The sequence below is a fragment of the Neptuniibacter sp. QD29_5 genome, from assembly GCF_047778125.1.
Taxonomy (GTDB): Bacteria; Pseudomonadota; Gammaproteobacteria; order Pseudomonadales; family Balneatricaceae; genus Neptuniibacter.
In genome coordinates, this window is the sequence record NZ_CP180556.1 from 1,389,108 (window position 1) to 1,409,178 (window position 20,071).

The window sequence follows — 20,071 nt, forward strand, 5'->3', positions numbered from 1 at the left end:
GCAGATCAGTCAATACTTTTCATTTTGCGCGATAGCCTTTGTCTCACGTATAGTTCCAACTTACTTCATCAGTTTCGCTAAATGGATTTGGCGCTAAGGAATCTTCTATGGATCTGCAACAATCACTACAACAGTGCTTTTCTTTTGATCAATTTAGGGAAGGGCAAGAGCAAACCATTCGTCAGTTACTGAATGGTCAGTCGACTCTTTCCGTCTTTCCGACAGGTGCAGGTAAATCGCTGTGCTATCAATTTACTGCGCTTCATTTACCTAATTTAACCTTGGTTGTATCGCCGTTATTAGCACTGATGAAAGATCAGTTAGCTTTTTTGAAAGAAAAAGGGATTGCTGCTGCAAGTATTGATTCGACGTTAACACCTGAAGAAAACCGTCAGGTTATGCAGGATATTCGCCAGGGCAGGATTAAGATCCTGATGGTCTCAGTTGAGCGGTTTAAGAATGAGCGTTTCCGAGAGTTTATTAGCTCTGTGCCAATCTCAATGTTGGTGGTGGATGAGGCCCATTGTATCTCTGAATGGGGACATAACTTTCGCCCGGATTATTTGAAACTCCCTCAGTATTGTCAGCAATTAAACATTCCTACCGTATTATTACTGACTGCGACTGCAACCCGAAAAGTTAAAAGAGATATGGCTGAGCGCTTTAATATTGCTGCAGAGCATATAGTTCAGACAGGTTTTTATCGCTCTAACTTGGATTTAACAGTATTGCCAGTTAATGAGGTGGATAAAAAGGCCCAACTCGCTCAAGTTGTTTCAGCGCAAAGCGGTTCGGGTATTGTCTATGTTACTTTGCAACAAACCGCAGAAGAGGTTGCCAATCACTTGCAGCAACAAGGAACCGCTGCTGTTGCTTATCATGCGGGCTTGGATAATGAGCTTAGACATCAGATTCAAACCGATTTTATGGCGGGAAGAATAGCTGTTGTGGTTGCTACCATCGCTTTTGGTATGGGGGTTGATAAGTCTGATGTTCGCTTTGTAATTCATTATGATCTGCCGAAATCAATTGAAAACTACAGTCAGGAGATTGGTAGGGCTGGTAGGGATGGTCAGCTATCTCACTGCATTACTTTGGCAAATTTAGATGGTATTACTACGGTAGAGAACTTCGTATACGGTGATACGCCAGAGCTATCGGGCATCGAATATGTGATCAACAATATTCGGGATGAGGAGAGTAGTCAGCAATGGGAGATGCAGATCTCTCCATTGTCTAGTGCAGCTAATATCCGTCAGCTTCCGCTAAAAACCTTGTTGGTTCAGTTAGAGCTTCGGGGTGTTATTCAGCCTAAATACTCCTATTTTGCCGATTTTAAATACAAGTTCTTGGTCGATCAGCAAGTGATATTAGAGCGTTTTAAAGATGAGCGGCGTCAGTTTATCGAAGCTATTTTCCAACATACTCAGTTTAAGAAAGTGTGGGGGAATTTAGATTTTCAAAGCCTTTATCAGCATTATGGCTGTGATCGGCAGCGGGTTGTTTCGGCGATGGAATACCTGCAAGAGCAGCAGTTGATAGTGCTTGAAACCAAAAAGATCACCGAAGTCTATGCAGTCGATACCAATAAACTTGCAGAACCTCAATTGGCTAAATCCCTTGCTGATTACTTTAGCGAGAAAGAGGAGAAGGAAGTTCAGCGGATTGCTCAGTTAATTCGCTTTTTTGAATTGGATCGGTGTTTAACTGCTAATTTAGCGCGCTATTTTGATGATCAACATGCGCCAGAAAAGTGTGGTCATTGTTCAGCCTGTCGTGGTGAACCAGCAATCTTAGGTTATTCCTCTGTTCCAGAACTACCAAGTGAAGCAGAGCTAATGGGCTTTTTAGACGAATTAAATCAGCTGTTCAACAATAAAAGTGTTGATCTGACAGTGGGTGTTGCGTGTCGTTTTCTAATGGGGATCAGCGTGCCAATTCTGACACGTTTAAAAGCCAGGAAACTATCAGGCTTTGGTTCTTGTGAACGTGTCCGTTTTTCTGAAGTGAAGCTGAAGGTTACAGGCTTATTAGTTTAGAGCGAGTCTAGTATGGGCTGTGCTGAACTAGCATTAGCTGTTTTGACGAGCGAAGCTTTGCTGCTGTAGTGATTCTGGCGTTAATGGCTTAGAAAGAAGAAAACCTTGGTAGTTCTGGCATCCTTTATTCTGAAGGTATGCCAGTTGGTTTTGGGTTTCGATACCTTCGGCAACGATCTGTAGATCTAGATTATGTGCTAGTTGAATTATCGAATCGAGAACGCGCATATCAGAGTCCGTCCCGATGTCGTTAATAAAACTACGGTCAATCTTCAGAATACTGGCAGGGAACTGATTCAAGTAAGCAAGAGAGGAGTAGCCGGTCCCAAAATCGTCAATTGCGATACTGAACCCTGCTTTTGATAGTTCTTCAAGAATAGATATCCCGGTCTCCATCTGTTCCATCAGTACGGATTCAGTGACTTCTAGAATCAGTTGATCGTGCTGCAGGTTATATTGCTTGCAAGCATGCTTAATTCTATCGGCTAAACTGTAATCGCCGAGTTGGTAACCGGAGAGGTTAATGGCTACTGGGAAGGTTTTAATTCCCATCTCTTGCCAGACACTGAGCTGCCTGCAGGCTTCGTTGATAACCCATTCGCCAATCTCTCGAATTAAACCGGTTTCCTCTGCGAGGGGGATAAAGCGTGCAGGTGAAATGGGTCCTAGTTCTGAATGGGTCCAACGTAACAGGGCTTCTACCTTCTCGAGTTGTGCTTGTTGGTTAAAGATGGGTTGGTAAACAAGAGATAGTCCATTACTGCTGACTGCATTTCTTAGTTGCGCTTCTATTTTTAAGTTTTCGACCGATGCTTTTTTGATTGCTGGGGTATATACCGCGATGGCCCCTTGTTTAATATCCTTCTTTGAATTGAGCGCCATAGTCGCTGCATTAGTAACCTCAGCTAAATTTTGGCCATGTTCTGGTGCTGAGGCTAAGCCGATATGAGCAGAGATGGATACCTCTGTTCCTGCTATGTAGAAAGGGGTGTTTATAACCTGTTTTATCTCATGCAGTAGCATGTTTACGTACAGAGAGTTGCTACTGCAAAGAATGGCAATTTCATCATTACCAATTTGGGCAAGATAGTCTTTATCTGAACAGGTCTGCGCTATTCTGGTAATTACGTCTTCAACCAGCTTCTCAGCAACCTCTGCTCCGTATGTGTTACGAATGGTATTGAAACGTTGTATGTCGAGAACAATAACCTTCGCGCAACCTTCATTATTCATTAGCAGTTCAAACTCGACTTCGAGCTGTTTAATTCGCGGGATTAGCTTAACTGAGGAGCTACTGCCTAGACTATCAATACTATAAATTTGCGATAGATCGGAAAGAGTACCAAGGTAATGGGTGACAATGCCGTCATTGTCAGTTATTTCACTGATTGTTAAATGCTGTAAATACTCATTTCCCTCTTTATTGACGTTCCATAATGCACCCGACCATAAACCTGTGCGGGATATCTCTTTCCACATGGATTCATAAATACGCTTGTTATTATTCGAGCCTAGATTGGAGATATGACGGCCAACAATATCTGGGTTTGAATAACCTGTTATTTTCTCGAATTGATGATTTACTTCATCGACATTCAGGTTGACGTCTGTAATAACAGCGCCGGTTGAAAGCTGGTTGATGTTCTCTTTAATTTTGCGATAACGATCATGTTTTTTAATCGCTTTTGTTTTTAGTAAACGGATTAAATAGCGGCTTTCATTGTTGGGCGTGCAATGGATAGTGATATCTGAATTAGGATCACAGTTTTGATGTGTCAAACTAAATACACGGTTCTTTTCGAAACCTCGTTTTAATCCTGCATGCAGCTCTTCAGGGAGGTGGTGGAAGATATTTTTTAAACTATGTGGTTGTGTCAGAGGAGAAAGGTTAAAGAACTCCTTTGCCAAACTATTCATACCCATGATTGCCTCTTCAGTACATAGAAGAGTCGGGACTGATTCGTTATTTAGCAGTTCCTCCAGATCTGACGATATTTTAGAAATTAATCCCCGAGAGCGACTAAGCCTCAGCTCATACCATAGAGGTATGAGTAATAGGGCCAGAATCAAAGCTGTAACCAGCAAGGCTACATGATTGATGGCTAGTGGAGACAGTCTAGTGGCTAATTCGACATGCATGACAGCACCTAGGCAGTGAACGTCTTCATCAGAGAGTTAAGGTCTTTAACCAGTACTTTAAGGCTGTCACAAGCGTGGTTTGTCTTATCTGCTGCATCCATATTTGAGCTGGCCACATTTCTAATGCTCAAAATGCTAGTGTTGATTTCATCTGAAACGGCACTTTGTTGCTCCGATGCGCTTGCAACTTGTAGGCACCGATCCGAAACCTCTGTCATTGCATTAGAAACCTGATCAAATGATAGGCTTGCTTCTTTTGCTAACTCAATACCTTTGTGTGCTTGACCTGAACAGCGCTCCATTGCATTAGCTGTCTTTTCAACCTGCTTTTGGATCGTATCGATGGTATTTCGAATTTCGCTGGTGGAGGATTGTGTTCGTTGAGCAAGGGTTCTCACTTCATCTGCTACTACTGCAAATCCACGTCCTTGTTCTCCTGCTCGAGCTGCTTCTATCGCAGCATTTAGGGCAAGTAGATTGGTTTGTTCTGCGATCTCATTGATTATATTGATAATCTGTTCAATCGAATTGGCTTGGTGTTTAAGTTCGTCAGAAGAAGTTGAGGCCGCTTGTACATCGTTTACTAGCTCTGAGATACCATCCAACATTACACTGATATTGTTTTTGCCTTGTTCTGCTAGATCTGATGCATGTTGTGTGGCTGAGGAGGTTTGAGCTGTGTTATCGGCAATATCATGTGCTGTGGCAGACATTTGAGTCGCCGCACTGGCAAGCATGTCGCTTTCCGCATTTTGCTGATGGATTCCCGAGGTTGTCTGAGCGACGGCATCATCGGTTTCATGCATAACTTCATTAAGCGTTTTGATACTGTCCTCAACACGTCCCACTACTGTCCTTAGGCGGGCTTGCATCATTCGAGTCGCTAACTCCACTGAGCCTTGCTCATGCATGTTTTCAGCCATCACCAATTGAGCCAGTGGATTGGCATAGATCCCATCCGTGGTTGAAGCAATTTTAGATAGATGATGTGTATGGCGATACATCGCAAACATAGAGATCATAAATATTACGAACATAGCTATGTATTGGAGAAAAGCTTCAAAGGGTAAGAGTGTGCAAGTAGCCATTGAAAGGCTTGTAATTGCAGTAGTTGCCAGAATGCGGGCGGCTAGGCTTTTACCTTTAACTATTTTACTAGGGGAGCTATTAAGTTGTGCGTAAACTTTTTCGGCACGTTCAATCTGGTAACTTGTCGGGCGTGTCCGAACAGATTGGTAACCGTTTTTCTCGCCTTTATCGTTGTAGATAGGCATGACATAAGCTTGAACCCAGTAATGGTCACCGTTTTTGCAGCGGTTCTTAACCATGCCCATCCAAGGCTGATCGTTCTTCATATGCTGCCAAAGGTCGCCGAAAGCTGCTTTTGGCATATCAGGGTGACGCACAATATTGTGATGCTGACCAATTAGCTCTTCTTGAGAGTAACCCGCAACTTCGCAAAATTCAGGGTTAGCGTAGGTGATTATACCTTGAGTATCGGTTGTTGAAATCAAGCGAACATTTTCTGGATAGGTATGTTCTATTCCCGTTGTTCTAGTGTTCATGTTCGGATCTCCAGTTTTTTAAATCCGTTTCTGGAGCGACATGTAATTATTTTTATAGGCCGCGATTGGTGGGCAAATGAGTGATTGACCGTCTGTTCGGTCGCCCTTTTTGTGGCTAGTATCTATTAATTTGATTAAATATATATGACACAAAATATTGTGCGCTGCAACAATGATTGGCTTAAAAAGTATACAGTTCGGTCTGTATCATCGCGCGTTTAATATCTAATAGGTTGATGTTATTGCATAAAAAAGCCCTCCTAAAAGGAGGGCAAAGAGGCCTTTAAGCCTAAAGGAGCCCAACAGCTCCGGAGTGGTAACACCACCATCGTGAAGAGCGTAAACGTGAGGGTCTAAAGCTGTTCAATATCCAAAGCAAAAGTATGATTTAAACCAGTCAGCAGTGTTGCTGCATGTTGGCTTACTCTTGGAAGATAATGGTCAGCAAAGAACAATGCGGTAGAGACTTTGGCGTTAAGGAAGTCATTGCCGTAGTCGTTATCCGCGCTTTTTAACTCTTCAGCTTTGATGGCGCCTTGCGCTAGTAACCAGCCACCAGTTAGGTAGCCCATCATCATTAGGTTGTCGACACTGATATTGCCCATTAGTTGTTTATCGCTGCCAGCATTTTCTAGAATGAACTTACCGGCTGCAGTCGCATCACTCAGAGCTGTCATAAGTTTTTTACCAAGCTCTTGTAGTGCTTCTGAATCTGAATGTAATAGCAGTTCAGTTGTGGCTTGAACATCAGCTTGTAGTTGCGATAGAGCAGCGCCTTTATCGAATAGTGTTTTACGGCCGATAAGATCTAAGGCTTGGATACCTGTAGTACCCTCGTAAATCGGCAAAATACGTGCATCACGGTAATGTTGCGCTGCACCAGTTTCTTCGATAAAACCCATGCCGCCGTGAACTTGGATGTTTAGAGATGTCAGCTCTTGCGCAAGTTCGGTCATCCAGCCTTTTACAATCGGAGTGTAAAACTCTACGCGTGATTTACTTGCTTGATCGCCATGGTGTGCACGGTCGATATCTGCGGCAGCGGTATAGGCAAGAGCGCGCATTGCTTCATTGCCAGCTTTCATCGCCATCAACATACGACGCACGTCGGGATGATTAATAATCGCAATTTTACTGCCATCAGGGTTGCTGCCCTGGAAGCGCTCTTGGCTGTATTGCAGTGCTTGCTGGTAAGCGCGTTCGGAGATAGATAAGCCTTGCAGGCCTACAGATTGGCGAGCATGGTTCATCATTGTGAACATGTAGCTTAAGCCCTTGTTGGCTTCACCTACTAGGTAACCAATCGCACCCTCATTATCACCAAAGCTCATTACGCAAGTTGGACTGCCATGAATACCGAGTTTGTGCTCTAGGGATACACAGCTTACGTCGTTTAATTCACCCGGTTGGCCTTGCTCATCTAAAAGGTATTTCGGCACGATGAACAGCGAGATCCCTTTAACACCAGCAGGTGCATCTGGTAGGCGAGCAAGGACTAGATGAACGATGTTAGATGTCATCTGGTGATCGCCCCAAGTGATAAAGATCTTCTGACCAGTAATTTTGTAGTGATCGCCTTCAGGGATTGCTTTTGATGCTACCGCTGCAAGATCTGAACCTGCATTTGGTTCAGTTAGATTCATGGTGCCGGTCCATTCACCACTGATTAGTTGTGGTAGGTATTGCGCTTTTAATTCGTCGCTACCATGAGCAATCAACGCTTCTACAGCACCTTGGCTTAGCATAGGGCAGAGTGCAAAGCCCATATTAGCTGAGTGCCAAAGTTCATTTACTGCTGTGCCAATTACATTTGGCAGTGCCTGGCCGCCAAATTCTTCGGGACCGGTCAAAGTTGCCCAACCATTTTCGATAAACTGTTGGTAGGCATCAGAGAACCCTGCAGTTTCTTGTACTGCACCATCTGCAACGCTTGCACCGCTTTGGTCGCCCACACTGTTAAGAGGGGCGAGTACATCAGAAGCGAGTTTACCGGCTTCTTCAACGATGACATTGGCTAATTCAGAGTTAACTTCGTCCAGATTTTGTTCGCTGCATAGCTGATCTAGATCGATCAGTTGATTCAGTAGAAAGCTGGCATCTTTTAGTGGTGGAGTATAAGTGCTCATAAATCTCTCTTCTCTTAAATGAGCGGCCATATAAAAATATCCAAGCCGTTCTTTAATTTGTGTCTTATGTAATACTTTTAAAAAAGGCGAGCTGGGTAAAAAGGCGACATGTACCCAGCCCGCATCAAGGAGCTACAGTTTATTTTGTAGCTCTGGCATCACGTCAAACAGGTCAGCAACTAAGCCATAATCTGCGACGGAAAAAATAGGTGCTTCTTCATCTTTGTTGATGGCAACAATGGTTTTGGAATCTTTCATCCCTGCTAGATGTTGAATTGCACCTGAAATACCTACAGCGATATAAAGTTCTGGCGCGACAATTTTGCCTGTCTGGCCAACTTGCATATCGTTTGGAACAAAGCCTGCATCAACCGCTGCTCTGGATGCGCCTACGGCAGCGCCTAATTTGTCTGCTACTTGCTCGAGTAAACCGAAATTTTCACCGTTACCCATGCCACGGCCACCAGAAATGATAATGTTGGCAGCGGTCAGTTCTGGGCGATCGGATTCAGCAACTTCTTCGCTGACCAAGCTAGATAACTGGGCATCGTGAGCAATGGAAATTTCGCTGATCTCTGCCGAATTGCCTGTTTCAGCTGCATCAAAAGCGGTCGTACGTACAGTGATGACTTTTATCGGATCTAAAGACTCTACGGTGGCGACTGCATTACCCGCATAAATAGGGCGCTGAAATGTGGTTGCTGATTCAACTGCGGTAATATCGGAGATCTGAACCACATCAAGTAGTGCAGCAACGCGTGGTAGATAGTTTTTACCTGAGGTAGTGGCTGGAGCTAGGATGTGATCATAGTCCTTACCTAATTCTGTAATCAGCTTAGCCATGTTTTCTGCTAGCTGATATTCATAAGCTAGCTCATCAGCAAGTAATACTTTACTGACACCGGCGATTTCTGAGGCTGAAACGGCTACCGCTTTACAGTTACTGCCCGCGACCAATAGATGAATATCACCACCGATTTGCATTGCTGCTGTGACAGTGTTGAGAGTGACAGGTTTTAGTGTACGGTTGTCATGTTCTGCTATAACGAGAATAGTCATATATCACCCCCTTAGATTACTTTGGCTTCGTTCTGAAGCTTCTCGATTAATTCATCAACGCTGCTTACTCGAATACCTGCTGCTCGCTCTGCAGGTGGCGTTACTTTCAATAATTTGGTGTGGCTTTTTAGTTCTACACCCAAGTCAGCAGGGGATTTGATAGCTAAAGGCTTTCGTTTAGCTTTCATAATGTTTGGTAGCGAAGCGTAGCGAGGTTCATTGAGTCGAAGATCAGTGGTCACAATTGCAGGTAGTTTGAGCTCTACTGTTTGTAGGCCGCCATCAACTTCGCGTGTTACCACTGCTTTGGCATCTTCGACCTTCACTTCGGAAGCGAATGTGCCTTGTGGCATATCAGTTAGCGCCGCAAGCATCTGACCTGTCTGGTTGTTGTCACTATCAATTGCTTGTTTGCCCATAATGACTAGATCAGGTTGTTCCTCTTCGACCACTTTGCTTAATAGTTTTGCTACATTTAGTGATTCTGGAAGCTCATCTGTTTCAATCTGGATACCACGATCAGCACCTAATGCTAAGGCTGTTCTAATCTGTTCCTGGCAAGCTTTAGGTCCAATCGATACGATAACGATTTCTTCTGCTTTACCTGCTTCTTTTAGGCGAACTGCTTCTTCGACAGCGATCTCGCAGAAAGGGTTGAGTGCCATTTTTACATTGGCTAGATCTACATCGGTGTTATCTGTTTTAACGCGTACTTTTACGTTGTAATCAATCACGCGTTTTACGGTAACTAAAATTTTCATCTGTTTACCTCTCCGACCTAGGAGCTAGGCTCCTAGGTTTTCACTCTGGTGTTATAAGTCTTATGATTTTTGAGGTTCTGTACCGTTGGCACGATCTCGAAGTAGGAACTTCTGGATCTTACCGGTCGATGTTTTAGGTAGTGGACCGAAAACAATATCCTTCGGTGCTTTAAAGTGGGCCATGTGTTCACGACAGAAGTCGATCAGCTCTTTTTCTGTAATATCACGCTCAGCGCCAGTTTTCAGAGCTACGAATGCACAAGGTGTTTCACCCCATTTTTCATTGTTTTTGGCAACCACGGCAGCTTCTTGGATAAATGGGTGACGGTAAAGAACATCTTCCACTTCGATAGAGGAGATGTTTTCACCACCTGAGATGATGATGTCTTTAGAGCGATCTTTAATCTCGATATAGCCATCTGCATGCCATACCGCCAGATCCCCCGAGTGGAACCAGCCACCTTCAAAGGCTTTCTCAGTGGTTTCCGGGTTCTTTAGGTAGCCCTTCATTACAAGGTTACCCTGCATGAAGATCTCACCCATGGTTTCGCCATCTTGAGGTACAGGCTCCATTGTTGTCGGATCTGCAACCATAAGACCATCAAGCATTGGCGCTCGCACGCCTTGACGAGATTTTAGACGCGCTTTTTCATCAGCAGTTTTATCATTCCACTCATCGTGCCATGCACAAACAACTGAAGGGCCGTATGTTTCAGTCAAACCGTAAACATGGGTTACGCTAAAGCCTAGGGCTTCCATACCTGCGATAACCGCTGCTGGTGGCGCTGCACCTGCAGTCATCACGTTTACTTGATGTTCAATGCCAGCTTTAAGTTCATCATCAGCTGAATTCAGCATGTTTAGAACGATAGGTGCACCACAGAAGAAACCAACTTTCTCTTCTTTAATCGCATTAAAAATATGATCTGCGCGGACATGGCGAAGGCAGACATTAACACCTGCCATAGCAGCGATCGTCCATGGGAAACACCAACCATTGCAGTGGAACATGGGTAGGGTCCACAGATATACAGGGTGCTGGCCCATGCCCCATGAAATGGAGTTACTGATAGCGTTTAGGTAAGCACCGCGATGGTGGTATACAACACCTTTTGGGTTACCTGTCGTACCTGAAGTGTAATTTAGTGTGATAGCGTTCCACTCATCATTAACGTGATGAGGTGTGAAGTTTTCGTCACCTAGTTTGAGGAAATCATCGTATTTGATATCGCCGATGAACTCGCCTTCAGTCCAATAAGGATCATCAATGTCGATGATGAAAGGTTTATGATCCATCAGCTCCAGAGCGCCTTTAACGACAGAGCTGAACTCACGGTCAGTAATGAGAACCTTGCTTTCAGCATGCTGCAGGATAAAAGCAACGGCTTCTGAGTCGAGGCGGATATTAATTGAGTTAAGCACGGCGCCGCACATAGGCACGGCAAAATGTGCTTCAAAGTGTTCAGCTAGATTAGGTGCCAAAATTGAGACGGCATCGCCTGGATTAATGCCTTTTTGTTTAAGTGCACTGGCTAATTTCTTACAACGATTATAGGTTTCAGCCCAGCTGCGGCGAATTTCACCGTGAACAGTGGCTGTACGTTCTGGATAGACACTAGCTGCACGTTCTATAAACGTAATAGGTGTCAGTGCAGAATAATTGGCCAGGTTTTTATCCAGATCGGTTTCGAAAGCTGAAGTGATCACTGTCTCTCTCCTTGCTATTTTTCGCTAACGCTCCGTTAAGCGCTTAGCTAAAGTTATTACGTTTAAATTTGATCAATTGGCCGACTATTCCGCTGCGGAAGCTCAAAACGCATACCACAAAAACAGCGCCCATAATGATGTGAATGTAGTTGCCCATTTCGCCACCAGAGAGGTAGTTCTGCATGCTGACGATAAAGCCTGCACCCAATACTGGGCCGAAGATCGTGCCAACGCCGCCAACAAGCGTCATAAGAATGACTTCGCCTGACATATGCCAATGAACATCAGTTAGCGATGCCAATTGGAAAACCAGCGTTTTAGTTGAGCCGGCAAGTGCCGCCAAAGCAGATGAGATGATGAAGGCAATCCATTTGTAACGATTAACGTCGTAACCCAATGAAGTCGCGCGGGCTTCGTTATCACGAATCGCTTTTAATACTTGGCCAAATGGCGAATGAATGGTGCGGTTTATCATCCAGTAACCGAATACAAAGATGGCCAGCACAAAGTAATACATGGTGTAGTTATTACTGAGGTCTAGTAGCCCAAATAGCTCACCACGAGGTACACCTTGCATACCATCTTCACCATTAGTAAATGGTGCTTGTAGGTAGAGGAAGAAGACCAATTGAGCCAGAGCCAAGGTCACCATGGCGAAGTAGATACCTTCGCGTTTAACTGCAAGCTTGCCAAAAATCGCACCTAACAAGCCGCCGGCGACAGTACCCGCAAGAATGGCCAGTTCAGGCGTGATACCGCTATTGATCATGAGGTAGCCGGTGATGTATCCACCTGTTCCTAAGAACGCCGCATGACCAAAGGAAAGTAACCCCACAAATCCAAGCAGTAAGTTAAATGCACAGGCAAATAGTGCAAAGCACAGAACTTTTGCTAAGAAAACTGGGTAAAGAGCTGCTGGTGCGATCAGTGCTAGAGCCAGCAGAGCAATATTTAATTTTTGATTATTCATACCGATCTCCTAAGCTTCTTTACCGAATAAACCGGCTGGCTTGAGTAGCAGCACAATAACCATCACCAAGAAGATAATGGTGGTAGAGGCTTCGGGATAAAAATATTTGGTTAGACCTTCAACGACCCCCATGCCAAGGCCCGTGAGAATGGCGCCACCGATAGAGCCCATACCGCCTATAACAACGATGGCAAACACCACGATTAAGATGTTTGAACCCATATCAGGGGATACGGAATAGACTGGAGCAGCCATTACGCCAGCGAATCCTGCCAAGGCAACGCCGAAACCGAAGGTCAAAGTGACAATCAAAGGTACGTTGATTCCAAATGCCTGCATCAATTGAGGATTCTCTGTACCTGCACGTAAGTAAGCACCTAGTTTGGTTTTTTCGATCATCCACCAAGTGCCGAAGCAGACAACGATGGAAGCGATAATGATCCAAGCTCGATAATTAGGCAGATACATAAATGGCAGGCGGTTACCGCCTTTTAATTCTTCCGGAATAGCATATGACAAGCCAGAAGAGCCAAACATATGGGTGAAGGCACCTTGAATAATTAATGCTAAACCAAAGGTCAGCAATAAACTGTATAAGTGGTCTTCGTTTGCGATTGGGCGAATTAGGAAACGTTCCATGAGTATGCCTATTAGACCAACGCAAAGTGGCACAATGATTAAGGCAACCCAGTAATTGATGCCCATATATTTCAGGGCAAGAAAGGCGATAAATGCACCCAGCATATAGAGTGCACCTTGCGCGAAGTTAATTATCTTCAGCAGACCGAAGATAATGGCCAGTCCGAGGCTAAGCAAGGCGTAGAATGAGCCGTTGATCAACCCAACCAATAACTGGCCAAATAGGGCAAAGAGGTTAATATCAAACATAACAATCATCTACCTGTAGTCATCCCGAAGGGATGTTGGAAGCAGGTGTGGTGACAAAGCCAAATCGCTATTGCCACCACGCGTTTTTCTTATGAAAAGTTGCACTGAGGTAGCATTGGGCTGTAAGCCTCATTTGCTGGGATTACCTTCAGTACTTTGTAGATGTCGTTTTGATCTTTACGCTCGGCTGCTTTCTTTATTTCTACATACAACATGTCGTGTACCATGCGGCCGTCTGGACGTAGGGTTGCATTACGCGCAAAGAAGTCTTCAGGTTTAGTCTCTTTCATCTTCTTAGCGATTGCTTCAGCGTTGTCACTGCCTACCGCTTTTACCGCATTTAGGTAGTGAGTTGTTACAGAGTAAACGCCTGCGTGAATCATGCTTGGAATTGCACCGTGACGCTCTTCAAAACGCTGACTCCACTGACGCGTTTTCTCATCCATATCCCAGTAGAAGCCAGATGTTAAGCGCATGCCGCCTGCAACATCTGCATCCATCGCTTGAGCGTTTGGTGTGAATACCAATAGGCCTGCAACGTCCATCTCTTGAGTTAAGCCAAATTCAGTAGCGGTTTTAAGTGCGTTTACTGTGTCGTTACCGGCATTCGCTAGTGCAACTACGTCTGCACCAGAAGCCTGAGCCTGAAGTACATAAGAAGAGAAGTCAGTTGTGCCTAGAGGGGCGCGGATGGTGCCAACAACTTCACCACCGTTTTCTTTGATTACCTTGGATGCAACACCTTCTAGCGCGTGACCAAAGCTATAGTCAGCAGTGATGAAGAACCATTTCTTCTTACCCGACTGAACCATAGGTTTTACTGTGCCGTTTGCTAGTGCAACAACGTTGTAAGTCCAGTGAACGTTGTAAGGGTTACAGCTCTTAGTTGTGAACGTGTTGGATGCTGAGCCAGAAATCAGTGTTAACTTTTTAGCATTCAGGTTAACTTTCGATACTGCGCCAGATACCGCAGAAGAAACCAAACCGCCAATCGCATCCACGTCTTCGGCTTCTACCCACTTACGAGCAATAGAAGAGGCGATATCTGGTTTTAGCTGTGAGTCAGCTGTAACTAGTTCGATCTCTTGTCCAAGTGCCTTACCACCAAAATCTTCAATTGCCATCTCTGCGGCGGTTACACAACCTTGACCGCAAATATCGGCATATGTCCCACCCATATCTGCCAAAATGCCCAGCTTAATTTTGCCATCAGATTCTGCCAGTGCAGCACCTGAAACTGCTGTTGCCATTGCGCCTGTGATAACTGCTGAGATTAGTGATTTTTTAAATGTCTTCATTGACTCGCTCCAGTTGCCGTACCTTCTACTCAAAGGTCGTATCTATGTTGTTTTTATTCTTTAACTGCTTAAACACCGAGGTAGGTATTTAATAAATCTGTTTTAGCTTCCAGCTCATGAGCATGAACTTCTTCAACAATGTGGCCGTGCTCCATCACGTAGTGACGGTCAGCAATAGGGGCTGCAAAGCGGAAGTTTTGCTCGACTAGCAGAATTGTTAATCCTCTTTCTTTGAGGAGACTAAGAACCTCGCCCAGTTTCTGCACAATGACGGGGGCGAGGCCCTCAGTAATTTCATCCAGCAATAGGATGTTTGCGCCGGTGCGCAAAATTCTCCCTAGGGCGAGCATCTGCTGCTCACCACCAGATAAACGGGTGCCTTGACTGGTTCTGCGTTCGTAAAGGTTTGGGAATATTTCGTAGATCTCTTCTACACTCATGCCGTCAGAACGTACTTGAGGCGGTAGCATTAGATTTTCTTCAACATTAAGGCTGGAGAAAATGCCGCGCTCTTCTGGGCAAAAACCGAGGCCTAAACGGGCAATCTTATGCGCAGGCAAGGACATAGTTTCCTCGCCATTTACTACAATGTTGCCGGTACGTTTGCCGACCATATTCATGATGGCTTTTAGGGTTGTTGAGCGACCAGAACCGTTACGGCCCAATAGGGTTACCAATTCACCTTGGTTTACCGTTAGGTCGATGCCATGGAGAATATGCGACTCGCCATAAAAGGCGTGTAGATTATTAATGCGAAGCTTTTCGCGCTGATTACCGTGAACAGCTTCGTGTTTGGTCTGTAAGTTAACGGCCTGATTCATACCACAGCCTCCGCTTCTTGTTTTACTTGTTCAGCTTCAACTTCTTCGGCTGCAGTACCCATGTAAGCTTCACGTACGCGTGGATCTGCGGAAACAGTGTCGTAGTCACCTTCGGTTAAAATTGCGCCTCGTTGCAGTACGGTGATGCGATCAGCAAGTTTAGAAACTACATGTAAGTTGTGTTCAACCATCAGAATGGTGCGGTTCGCAGAGACTTTTTTGATTAGGTCTGTCACCACATCTACATCTTCGTGCCCCATACCTTGAGTTGGTTCGTCAAGGAGCATCAATTCAGGTTCTAAGGCCAGAGTGGTTGCGATTTCTAACGCACGTTTGCGGCCATAAGGCAGGTCAACGGTAACGCTGTTGGCAAAACTCTCTAAACCTACAGATTCAAGAAGTTCTAAAGCGCGAGTATTTAAATGGTTAAGAATTTTTTCAGAACGCCAAAAATGAAAGCTGTTGCCTTCTTTTCGCTGTAGGGCAATACGGACGTTTTCTAAAACCGTTAAGTGCGGAAAAACGGCAGAGATTTGAAAAGAGCGAACAACCCCTTTGCGTGCTATCGCTGCAGATTGCATTGAGGTGATATCTTCATTATTAAACAAGATCTGACCAGTTGTTGGTTGCAAAAATTTGGTCAGCAAATTGAATACGGTAGTCTTACCTGCACCGTTAGGGCCGATAAGGGCGTGAATGTGTCCTCGTTGGATCTTTAGATTGACATCATCAACCGCAGTAAAGCCTTTAAAGGCTTTAGTTAGGTCCCGAGTTTCCAGAATGAAGTCTTGTTTTGGCTGAGTCATCGTGGCGCTACTCTTTTCCTTGAAATACCTTGTCCGCTACAGCTTCAGATAGGTAATTCTCGATTTTTGTTTTTATGTGGTAGCCAGATTAATGGAGAAAGTTTGCTTAACTATTTTTGTAATCTAACGAAATGTAACAAGTCGCCGTTGCAATCCCTGTTTGTGTTACATTCGAAATAAAGAAATACTGTTGTATGAAGGAGTTATCTCTCATGGAGGGGGAGTTGTGTTTGTAACATCCACGAGATAGTAGATTCGATGTATCGCCGTTCACCTATTACTATTCGCTTGTTCTTAATGCTATTAGCACTAATCGGTAGCATTTTTGCCGCAATTTATTTCTTTACCGTTCCCCTGATTAAACAGAATGTTTTCAATCTTGAGTTGAATTCCAACCGTCAGGTTTTGAACATCGTTTATGATCTTGCTAATCGCATGTATGCAGGTACAGAGCGTTACGTTGACAATACCCTTAAATCTCACGAGCAGCGTCTAGATTCCGTTTTGGATTTAGCTGAAAACCATATTCACCTGGCGTTAAGAGATGGGCGGGCTAATGGTCTTTCTGATAAGCAAATCTGGACAAAAGTTTTTTGGGATCTGAGAGATTTTCAGTTTGGTAACGGTGATTACATATGGATATCTGATTACGATGCTAATTTGATTTCCCACCCAGATGAAGCTTACCACCAACAGAATATGGCTTCTGTTAAAGACGAAGATGGCAATTTGATCATTCCGGGTATTCTCGAATTAGCGTTAACTGATGGTACCGGTTTTTATAAATACAAATGGAACCGCCTTAATGAAACTGAAGCGATCGATAAATATTCCTATGTGAAGCATTACCCCGAATGGGGTTTCGTCATGGGGGCAGGGGTTTATATCGATGATATTCAAAGGGAGGTTGCTGCACAAAAAGAGCGGGCTATAGCAGAGATAAACCGAGCGCTTAAAGATATTAAAATTGCGCAAAATGGCTATCTTTACGTCTTTGATTCGCAAGGGAATATGCTCTTTCATCCTAACCCCAATATTCATGGGATCAACTTTAAAACGCAGTTAAACCCAGTAACGGGGAAACCGATTTATCTTGATCTGATGGCCGTGTCGGACACAGGTAAAGAGCTGTATTACAAATGGGATAGACCTGACGACCCTGGGCGGTATGAATATGAAAAGCTCTCGTTAGTGAGACACTTATCTGGGTTTGATTGGTATATCAGCTCGTCGGTGTATCTGGACGACTTAAAAGCAAGCTCGGTACAAATCAGTCAGCGTATTATGGCTATGGGCTTTTTTGGTTTATTGGCATCTATCGTTGCTGTTTTTATCTTTGCAGAGTGGTTAACCTCTCCCATTAAATCCCTCTCACAGACCGCATATAAGATCAGCCGTGGTGACCTATCTGCGAAAACAGGTATCTCTCGAAATGATGAGCTAGGCATCTTGGCGGAGTCATTTGACTACATGGTGGATCGCTTACGCGGAAATATTAACAACCTCAATAGCCGCGTGAATGAACGCACTAAAGAGTTATCAGAATCAAATAGTCGTTTATTGGAAGCGGTTAACTCCCTGCAAACCACTCAGGACGAACTACGTGCAGTAGAAATTCGGCAGCGTTTGATCTTAGATGCCTTACCGGCTCAGGTGGCCTATCTCGATAACCAACAACGTTACGTATTTGCGAACCGTCAGTACCGAGAGATGTTTGATCAGACCAAAGAGGGGATTGTTGGCAAATATTTCGAAGACGTGGTTGGCAAGGAGATGAATCAAGCACTTCAACCTTATATTGCTAAAGCGATGCAGGGTGAAATACCCGTTTACGAGTATCGCTTGAATGATCATGGCAAAGATATTCTAACTCGACGTACCGTGCTGCCGTTTTATAACGTACGTAAAGAGGTCGAAGGAATGCTAACTCTCTCGATCGATATTACGCATGAACGTGAAGTCGAGCAGCGTATGGCTGAGGCTAGCAAAATGAAAGCGGTAGGGCAGATGTCGGGTGGTTTGGCGCACGATTTTAATAATCTGCTTACGATTATTCTTGGTAATTTACTCGAGCTACAAGGCAAACACGATCTGCCTAAACATCTGCAACAGCATCTCACGCCTGCGGTAAGGGCTACCCGGAGAGGGGCCGATATGACGAAACGTTTGTTAGCATTTTCACGTCGTCAGCCGCTAAAGCCTAGCTATGTGCAGCCCGATCAGCTGATTAACGATTTAGTCGGTTTATTGGCTGCACCTTTACCCGAAAATATTCAGCTAAGGACCCAAATTAAACCAAGCCTGCCAGCCGTGTATGTCGATAGTGCCCAAATGGAAGATGCCTTAGTAAACTTGGCGCTCAATTCTGCGGATGCAATGCCTAAGGGCGGGGAGTTGTGTTTGATGGTATCGGCCGTCAGTTCGGATAGTCGAGAGGTTCTGCAGGCCTCATGGGATGAAGAGGTGGCTTCTGGTGAATATGTATTACTTAGTGTGATTGATACGGGTGACGGATTTAGTGAAGAAGCGTTAGAAAAAGCCTGCGAGCCGTTTTATACGACTAAAGGAACGGGGGCTGGATCTGGCTTGGGTTTGAGTATGGTGTACGGTTTTGTAAAACAATCTAAGGGTTATTTCAGAATTCAAAATCGAGCCCATTACCACCATGGGCAAGTAGGTGCGAGAGTTGATTTGTTATTAGGTGCTGTGGAACCACAAAATTCGAATACAACTCAATCGACGAAACTTATTGAAGGAATTGAACGGGCTGAGATTAATGAGAGTTCTCTGATTCTGTTAGTAGAAGATGACGCAGATGTTCGTCAATTGGTTCGAGGTCAATTAACAGCGATGGGCTTTTCTGTAGTGGAAGCCGGAAGTGGTGATGAAGCCTTGGCGATGCTGACAGGTTTATCGGACCTAGCTGGCGTTGTCAGTGATGTAGTGATGCCTGGTGCAGCAACGGGTTATGATGTAGCAACAGCAGTGAACCTTATTTTCCCAAAAGCTTTTGTTGTGATCATGACAGGATACAGTGAACAGCCTACCGAGCTTGAGTTTGAATATAGCCTGATACAAAAACCTTTCGATGCCGAAACCTTAGAAAGCAAAATAGTGCCTTGCCTAAAAGAACATAATCAGGAGAGCAGATGATGACCGATGTCAGCACCCCGTTGATCTATGTAATTGAAGATGAAGAGGATCTAGGCAAACTTATTTGCACAACCCTACAGGGCTTTCGTTACCAAGCTAAACCATTCACAACTGGTGAAGCTGCTCTTGTTGAAATAGGCTGGATGAAACCGGATATCTGCATTGTAGATCTTAACCTGCCTGATATGGATGGCATGGAGTTAGTTAAACAACTGGATGAAGAGGAAGTAGGGGTTATCATCGTTTCTGGTCGTGATGGATTGACCGATAGGATCTTAGGGTTAGAATTTGGCGCTGATGACTATATTACTAAGCCCTTTGAGCCTAGAGAGCTTGTAGCCCGGGTTCAGAGTTTATTACGCCGTATTCGTAAAAAGAAAAACTTGGTGATAGACACGCCAACTAAAGCTCGCTTTGGACAATGGGTGTATCAGCCAGATTCATTGAGTTTAAAGCATGCGCATAAGCCCGCTGAATCTTTGAGTAGGGCTGAAGGTGATATGTTGCTAGCGTTGCTAAAGCATCCCTTTCAAATACTTTCGCGAGATCAGCTATTAGGCGAAAATTGTGTCCCCTATGATCGTAGTATCGATGTGAGAATGTCGAGACTACGTAAGAAGATCGAAGAAGATCCACAGCAACCAGCGTTTATTAAAACGGTTTATGGCGCGGGGTACATGTTTACTTCTGAGGTACGCTGGGAGTAATTGATTGAGAAATAAAAAAGGGAGCTAATTTT

The 20,071-nt window shown here is 44.5% G+C and carries 14 protein-coding genes; 3 read left to right on the forward strand and 11 right to left on the reverse strand.

Annotated elements, in window-relative coordinates:
* Positions 1 to 107 precede the first annotated feature (107 nt).
* Complete coding sequence (locus ACMXYR_RS06340) at positions 108 to 2,039, forward strand: ATP-dependent DNA helicase RecQ (protein WP_415903349.1); 1,932 nt, start codon at positions 108 to 110, stop codon at positions 2,037 to 2,039.
* A 33-nt stretch (positions 2,040 to 2,072) separates the two neighbouring features.
* Here the strand turns inward: ACMXYR_RS06340 and ACMXYR_RS06345 are convergent, their stop codons facing one another.
* The 11 genes from ACMXYR_RS06345 to ACMXYR_RS06395 form a co-directional block, all read right to left on the reverse strand.
* On the reverse strand, positions 2,073 to 4,178 hold the full coding sequence (locus tag ACMXYR_RS06345) for an EAL domain-containing protein (protein ID WP_415903350.1): 2,106 nt from the start codon (positions 4,176 to 4,178) through the stop codon (positions 2,073 to 2,075).
* Positions 4,179 to 4,186: 8 nt separating this feature from the next.
* A complete protein-coding gene (locus ACMXYR_RS06350) occupies positions 4,187 to 5,743 on the reverse strand; it encodes a methyl-accepting chemotaxis protein (RefSeq protein WP_415903351.1) in 1,557 nt (518 codons plus the stop codon).
* 353 nt (positions 5,744 to 6,096) lie between these two features.
* Positions 6,097 to 7,869, reverse strand: coding sequence for an acyl-CoA dehydrogenase (locus ACMXYR_RS06355; RefSeq protein WP_415903352.1), 1,773 nt, complete (start codon positions 7,867 to 7,869; stop codon positions 6,097 to 6,099).
* Positions 7,870 to 8,001: 132 nt separating this feature from the next.
* The gene (locus ACMXYR_RS06360) at positions 8,002 to 8,928 is read right to left on the reverse strand and encodes an electron transfer flavoprotein subunit alpha/FixB family protein (protein ID WP_415903353.1); all 927 of its coding nucleotides are present in this window, start codon (positions 8,926 to 8,928) and stop codon (positions 8,002 to 8,004) included.
* 11 nt (positions 8,929 to 8,939) lie between these two features.
* Entirely contained in the window at positions 8,940 to 9,689 is a 750-nt protein-coding gene (locus ACMXYR_RS06365) for an electron transfer flavoprotein subunit beta/FixA family protein (RefSeq protein ID WP_415903354.1), read from the reverse strand.
* 60 nt (positions 9,690 to 9,749) lie between these two features.
* Positions 9,750 to 11,393, reverse strand: a complete 1,644-nt coding sequence (locus tag ACMXYR_RS06370) for an acyl-CoA synthetase (RefSeq protein WP_415903633.1) — start codon at positions 11,391 to 11,393, stop codon at positions 9,750 to 9,752.
* A gap of 46 nt (positions 11,394 to 11,439) precedes the next feature.
* A complete protein-coding gene (locus tag ACMXYR_RS06375) occupies positions 11,440 to 12,366 on the reverse strand; it encodes a branched-chain amino acid ABC transporter permease (RefSeq protein ID WP_415903355.1) in 927 nt (308 codons plus the stop codon).
* Positions 12,367 to 12,375: 9 nt separating this feature from the next.
* A complete protein-coding gene (locus tag ACMXYR_RS06380; RefSeq protein ID WP_415903356.1) occupies positions 12,376 to 13,263 on the reverse strand; it encodes a branched-chain amino acid ABC transporter permease in 888 nt (295 codons plus the stop codon).
* A gap of 80 nt (positions 13,264 to 13,343) precedes the next feature.
* A complete protein-coding gene (locus ACMXYR_RS06385; RefSeq protein ID WP_415903357.1) occupies positions 13,344 to 14,552 on the reverse strand; it encodes an ABC transporter substrate-binding protein in 1,209 nt (402 codons plus the stop codon).
* A 68-nt stretch (positions 14,553 to 14,620) separates the two neighbouring features.
* On the reverse strand, positions 14,621 to 15,373 hold the full coding sequence (locus ACMXYR_RS06390; protein WP_415888502.1) for an ABC transporter ATP-binding protein: 753 nt from the start codon (positions 15,371 to 15,373) through the stop codon (positions 14,621 to 14,623).
* The gene (locus ACMXYR_RS06395; protein ID WP_415903358.1) at positions 15,370 to 16,179 is read right to left on the reverse strand and encodes an ABC transporter ATP-binding protein; all 810 of its coding nucleotides are present in this window, start codon (positions 16,177 to 16,179) and stop codon (positions 15,370 to 15,372) included. The genes ACMXYR_RS06390 and ACMXYR_RS06395 overlap by 4 nt, the downstream gene beginning before the upstream one ends.
* A 258-nt stretch (positions 16,180 to 16,437) precedes the next feature.
* Between ACMXYR_RS06395 and ACMXYR_RS06400 the strand changes: the two genes are divergently transcribed.
* Positions 16,438 to 19,332, forward strand: coding sequence for a cache domain-containing protein (locus tag ACMXYR_RS06400; protein WP_415903359.1), 2,895 nt, complete (start codon positions 16,438 to 16,440; stop codon positions 19,330 to 19,332).
* Positions 19,329 to 20,039: a response regulator transcription factor gene (locus ACMXYR_RS06405; protein ID WP_415885069.1), complete on the forward strand. Its 711-nt coding sequence runs from the start codon at positions 19,329 to 19,331 to the stop codon at positions 20,037 to 20,039. The genes ACMXYR_RS06400 and ACMXYR_RS06405 overlap by 4 nt, the downstream gene beginning before the upstream one ends.
* Positions 20,040 to 20,071: the final 32 nt, after the last annotated feature.

What these genes read in the sequence shown, in the direction of transcription:
- ACMXYR_RS06395 (WP_415903358.1), bottom strand. Translation starts at nt 16,179, where the DNA reads ATGACTCAGCCAAAACAAGACTTCATTCTGGAAACTCGGGACCTAACT.
- ACMXYR_RS06365 (WP_415903354.1), bottom strand. Translation starts at nt 9,689, where the DNA reads ATGAAAATTTTAGTTACCGTAAAACGCGTGATTGATTACAACGTAAAA.
- ACMXYR_RS06360 (WP_415903353.1), bottom strand. Translation starts at nt 8,928, where the DNA reads ATGACTATTCTCGTTATAGCAGAACATGACAACCGTACACTAAAACCT.
- ACMXYR_RS06405 (WP_415885069.1), top strand. Translation starts at nt 19,329, where the DNA reads ATGATGACCGATGTCAGCACCCCGTTGATCTATGTAATTGAAGATGAA.
- ACMXYR_RS06390 (WP_415888502.1), bottom strand. Translation starts at nt 15,373, where the DNA reads ATGAATCAGGCCGTTAACTTACAGACCAAACACGAAGCTGTTCACGGT.
- ACMXYR_RS06380 (WP_415903356.1), bottom strand. Translation starts at nt 13,263, where the DNA reads ATGATTGTTATGTTTGATATTAACCTCTTTGCCCTATTTGGCCAGTTA.
- ACMXYR_RS06385 (WP_415903357.1), bottom strand. Translation starts at nt 14,552, where the DNA reads ATGAAGACATTTAAAAAATCACTAATCTCAGCAGTTATCACAGGCGCA.
- ACMXYR_RS06340 (WP_415903349.1), top strand. Translation starts at nt 108, where the DNA reads ATGGATCTGCAACAATCACTACAACAGTGCTTTTCTTTTGATCAATTT.
- ACMXYR_RS06400 (WP_415903359.1), top strand. Translation starts at nt 16,438, where the DNA reads ATGTATCGCCGTTCACCTATTACTATTCGCTTGTTCTTAATGCTATTA.
- ACMXYR_RS06345 (WP_415903350.1), bottom strand. Translation starts at nt 4,178, where the DNA reads ATGCATGTCGAATTAGCCACTAGACTGTCTCCACTAGCCATCAATCAT.
- ACMXYR_RS06375 (WP_415903355.1), bottom strand. Translation starts at nt 12,366, where the DNA reads ATGAATAATCAAAAATTAAATATTGCTCTGCTGGCTCTAGCACTGATC.
- ACMXYR_RS06355 (WP_415903352.1), bottom strand. Translation starts at nt 7,869, where the DNA reads ATGAGCACTTATACTCCACCACTAAAAGATGCCAGCTTTCTACTGAAT.
- ACMXYR_RS06350 (WP_415903351.1), bottom strand. Translation starts at nt 5,743, where the DNA reads ATGAACACTAGAACAACGGGAATAGAACATACCTATCCAGAAAATGTT.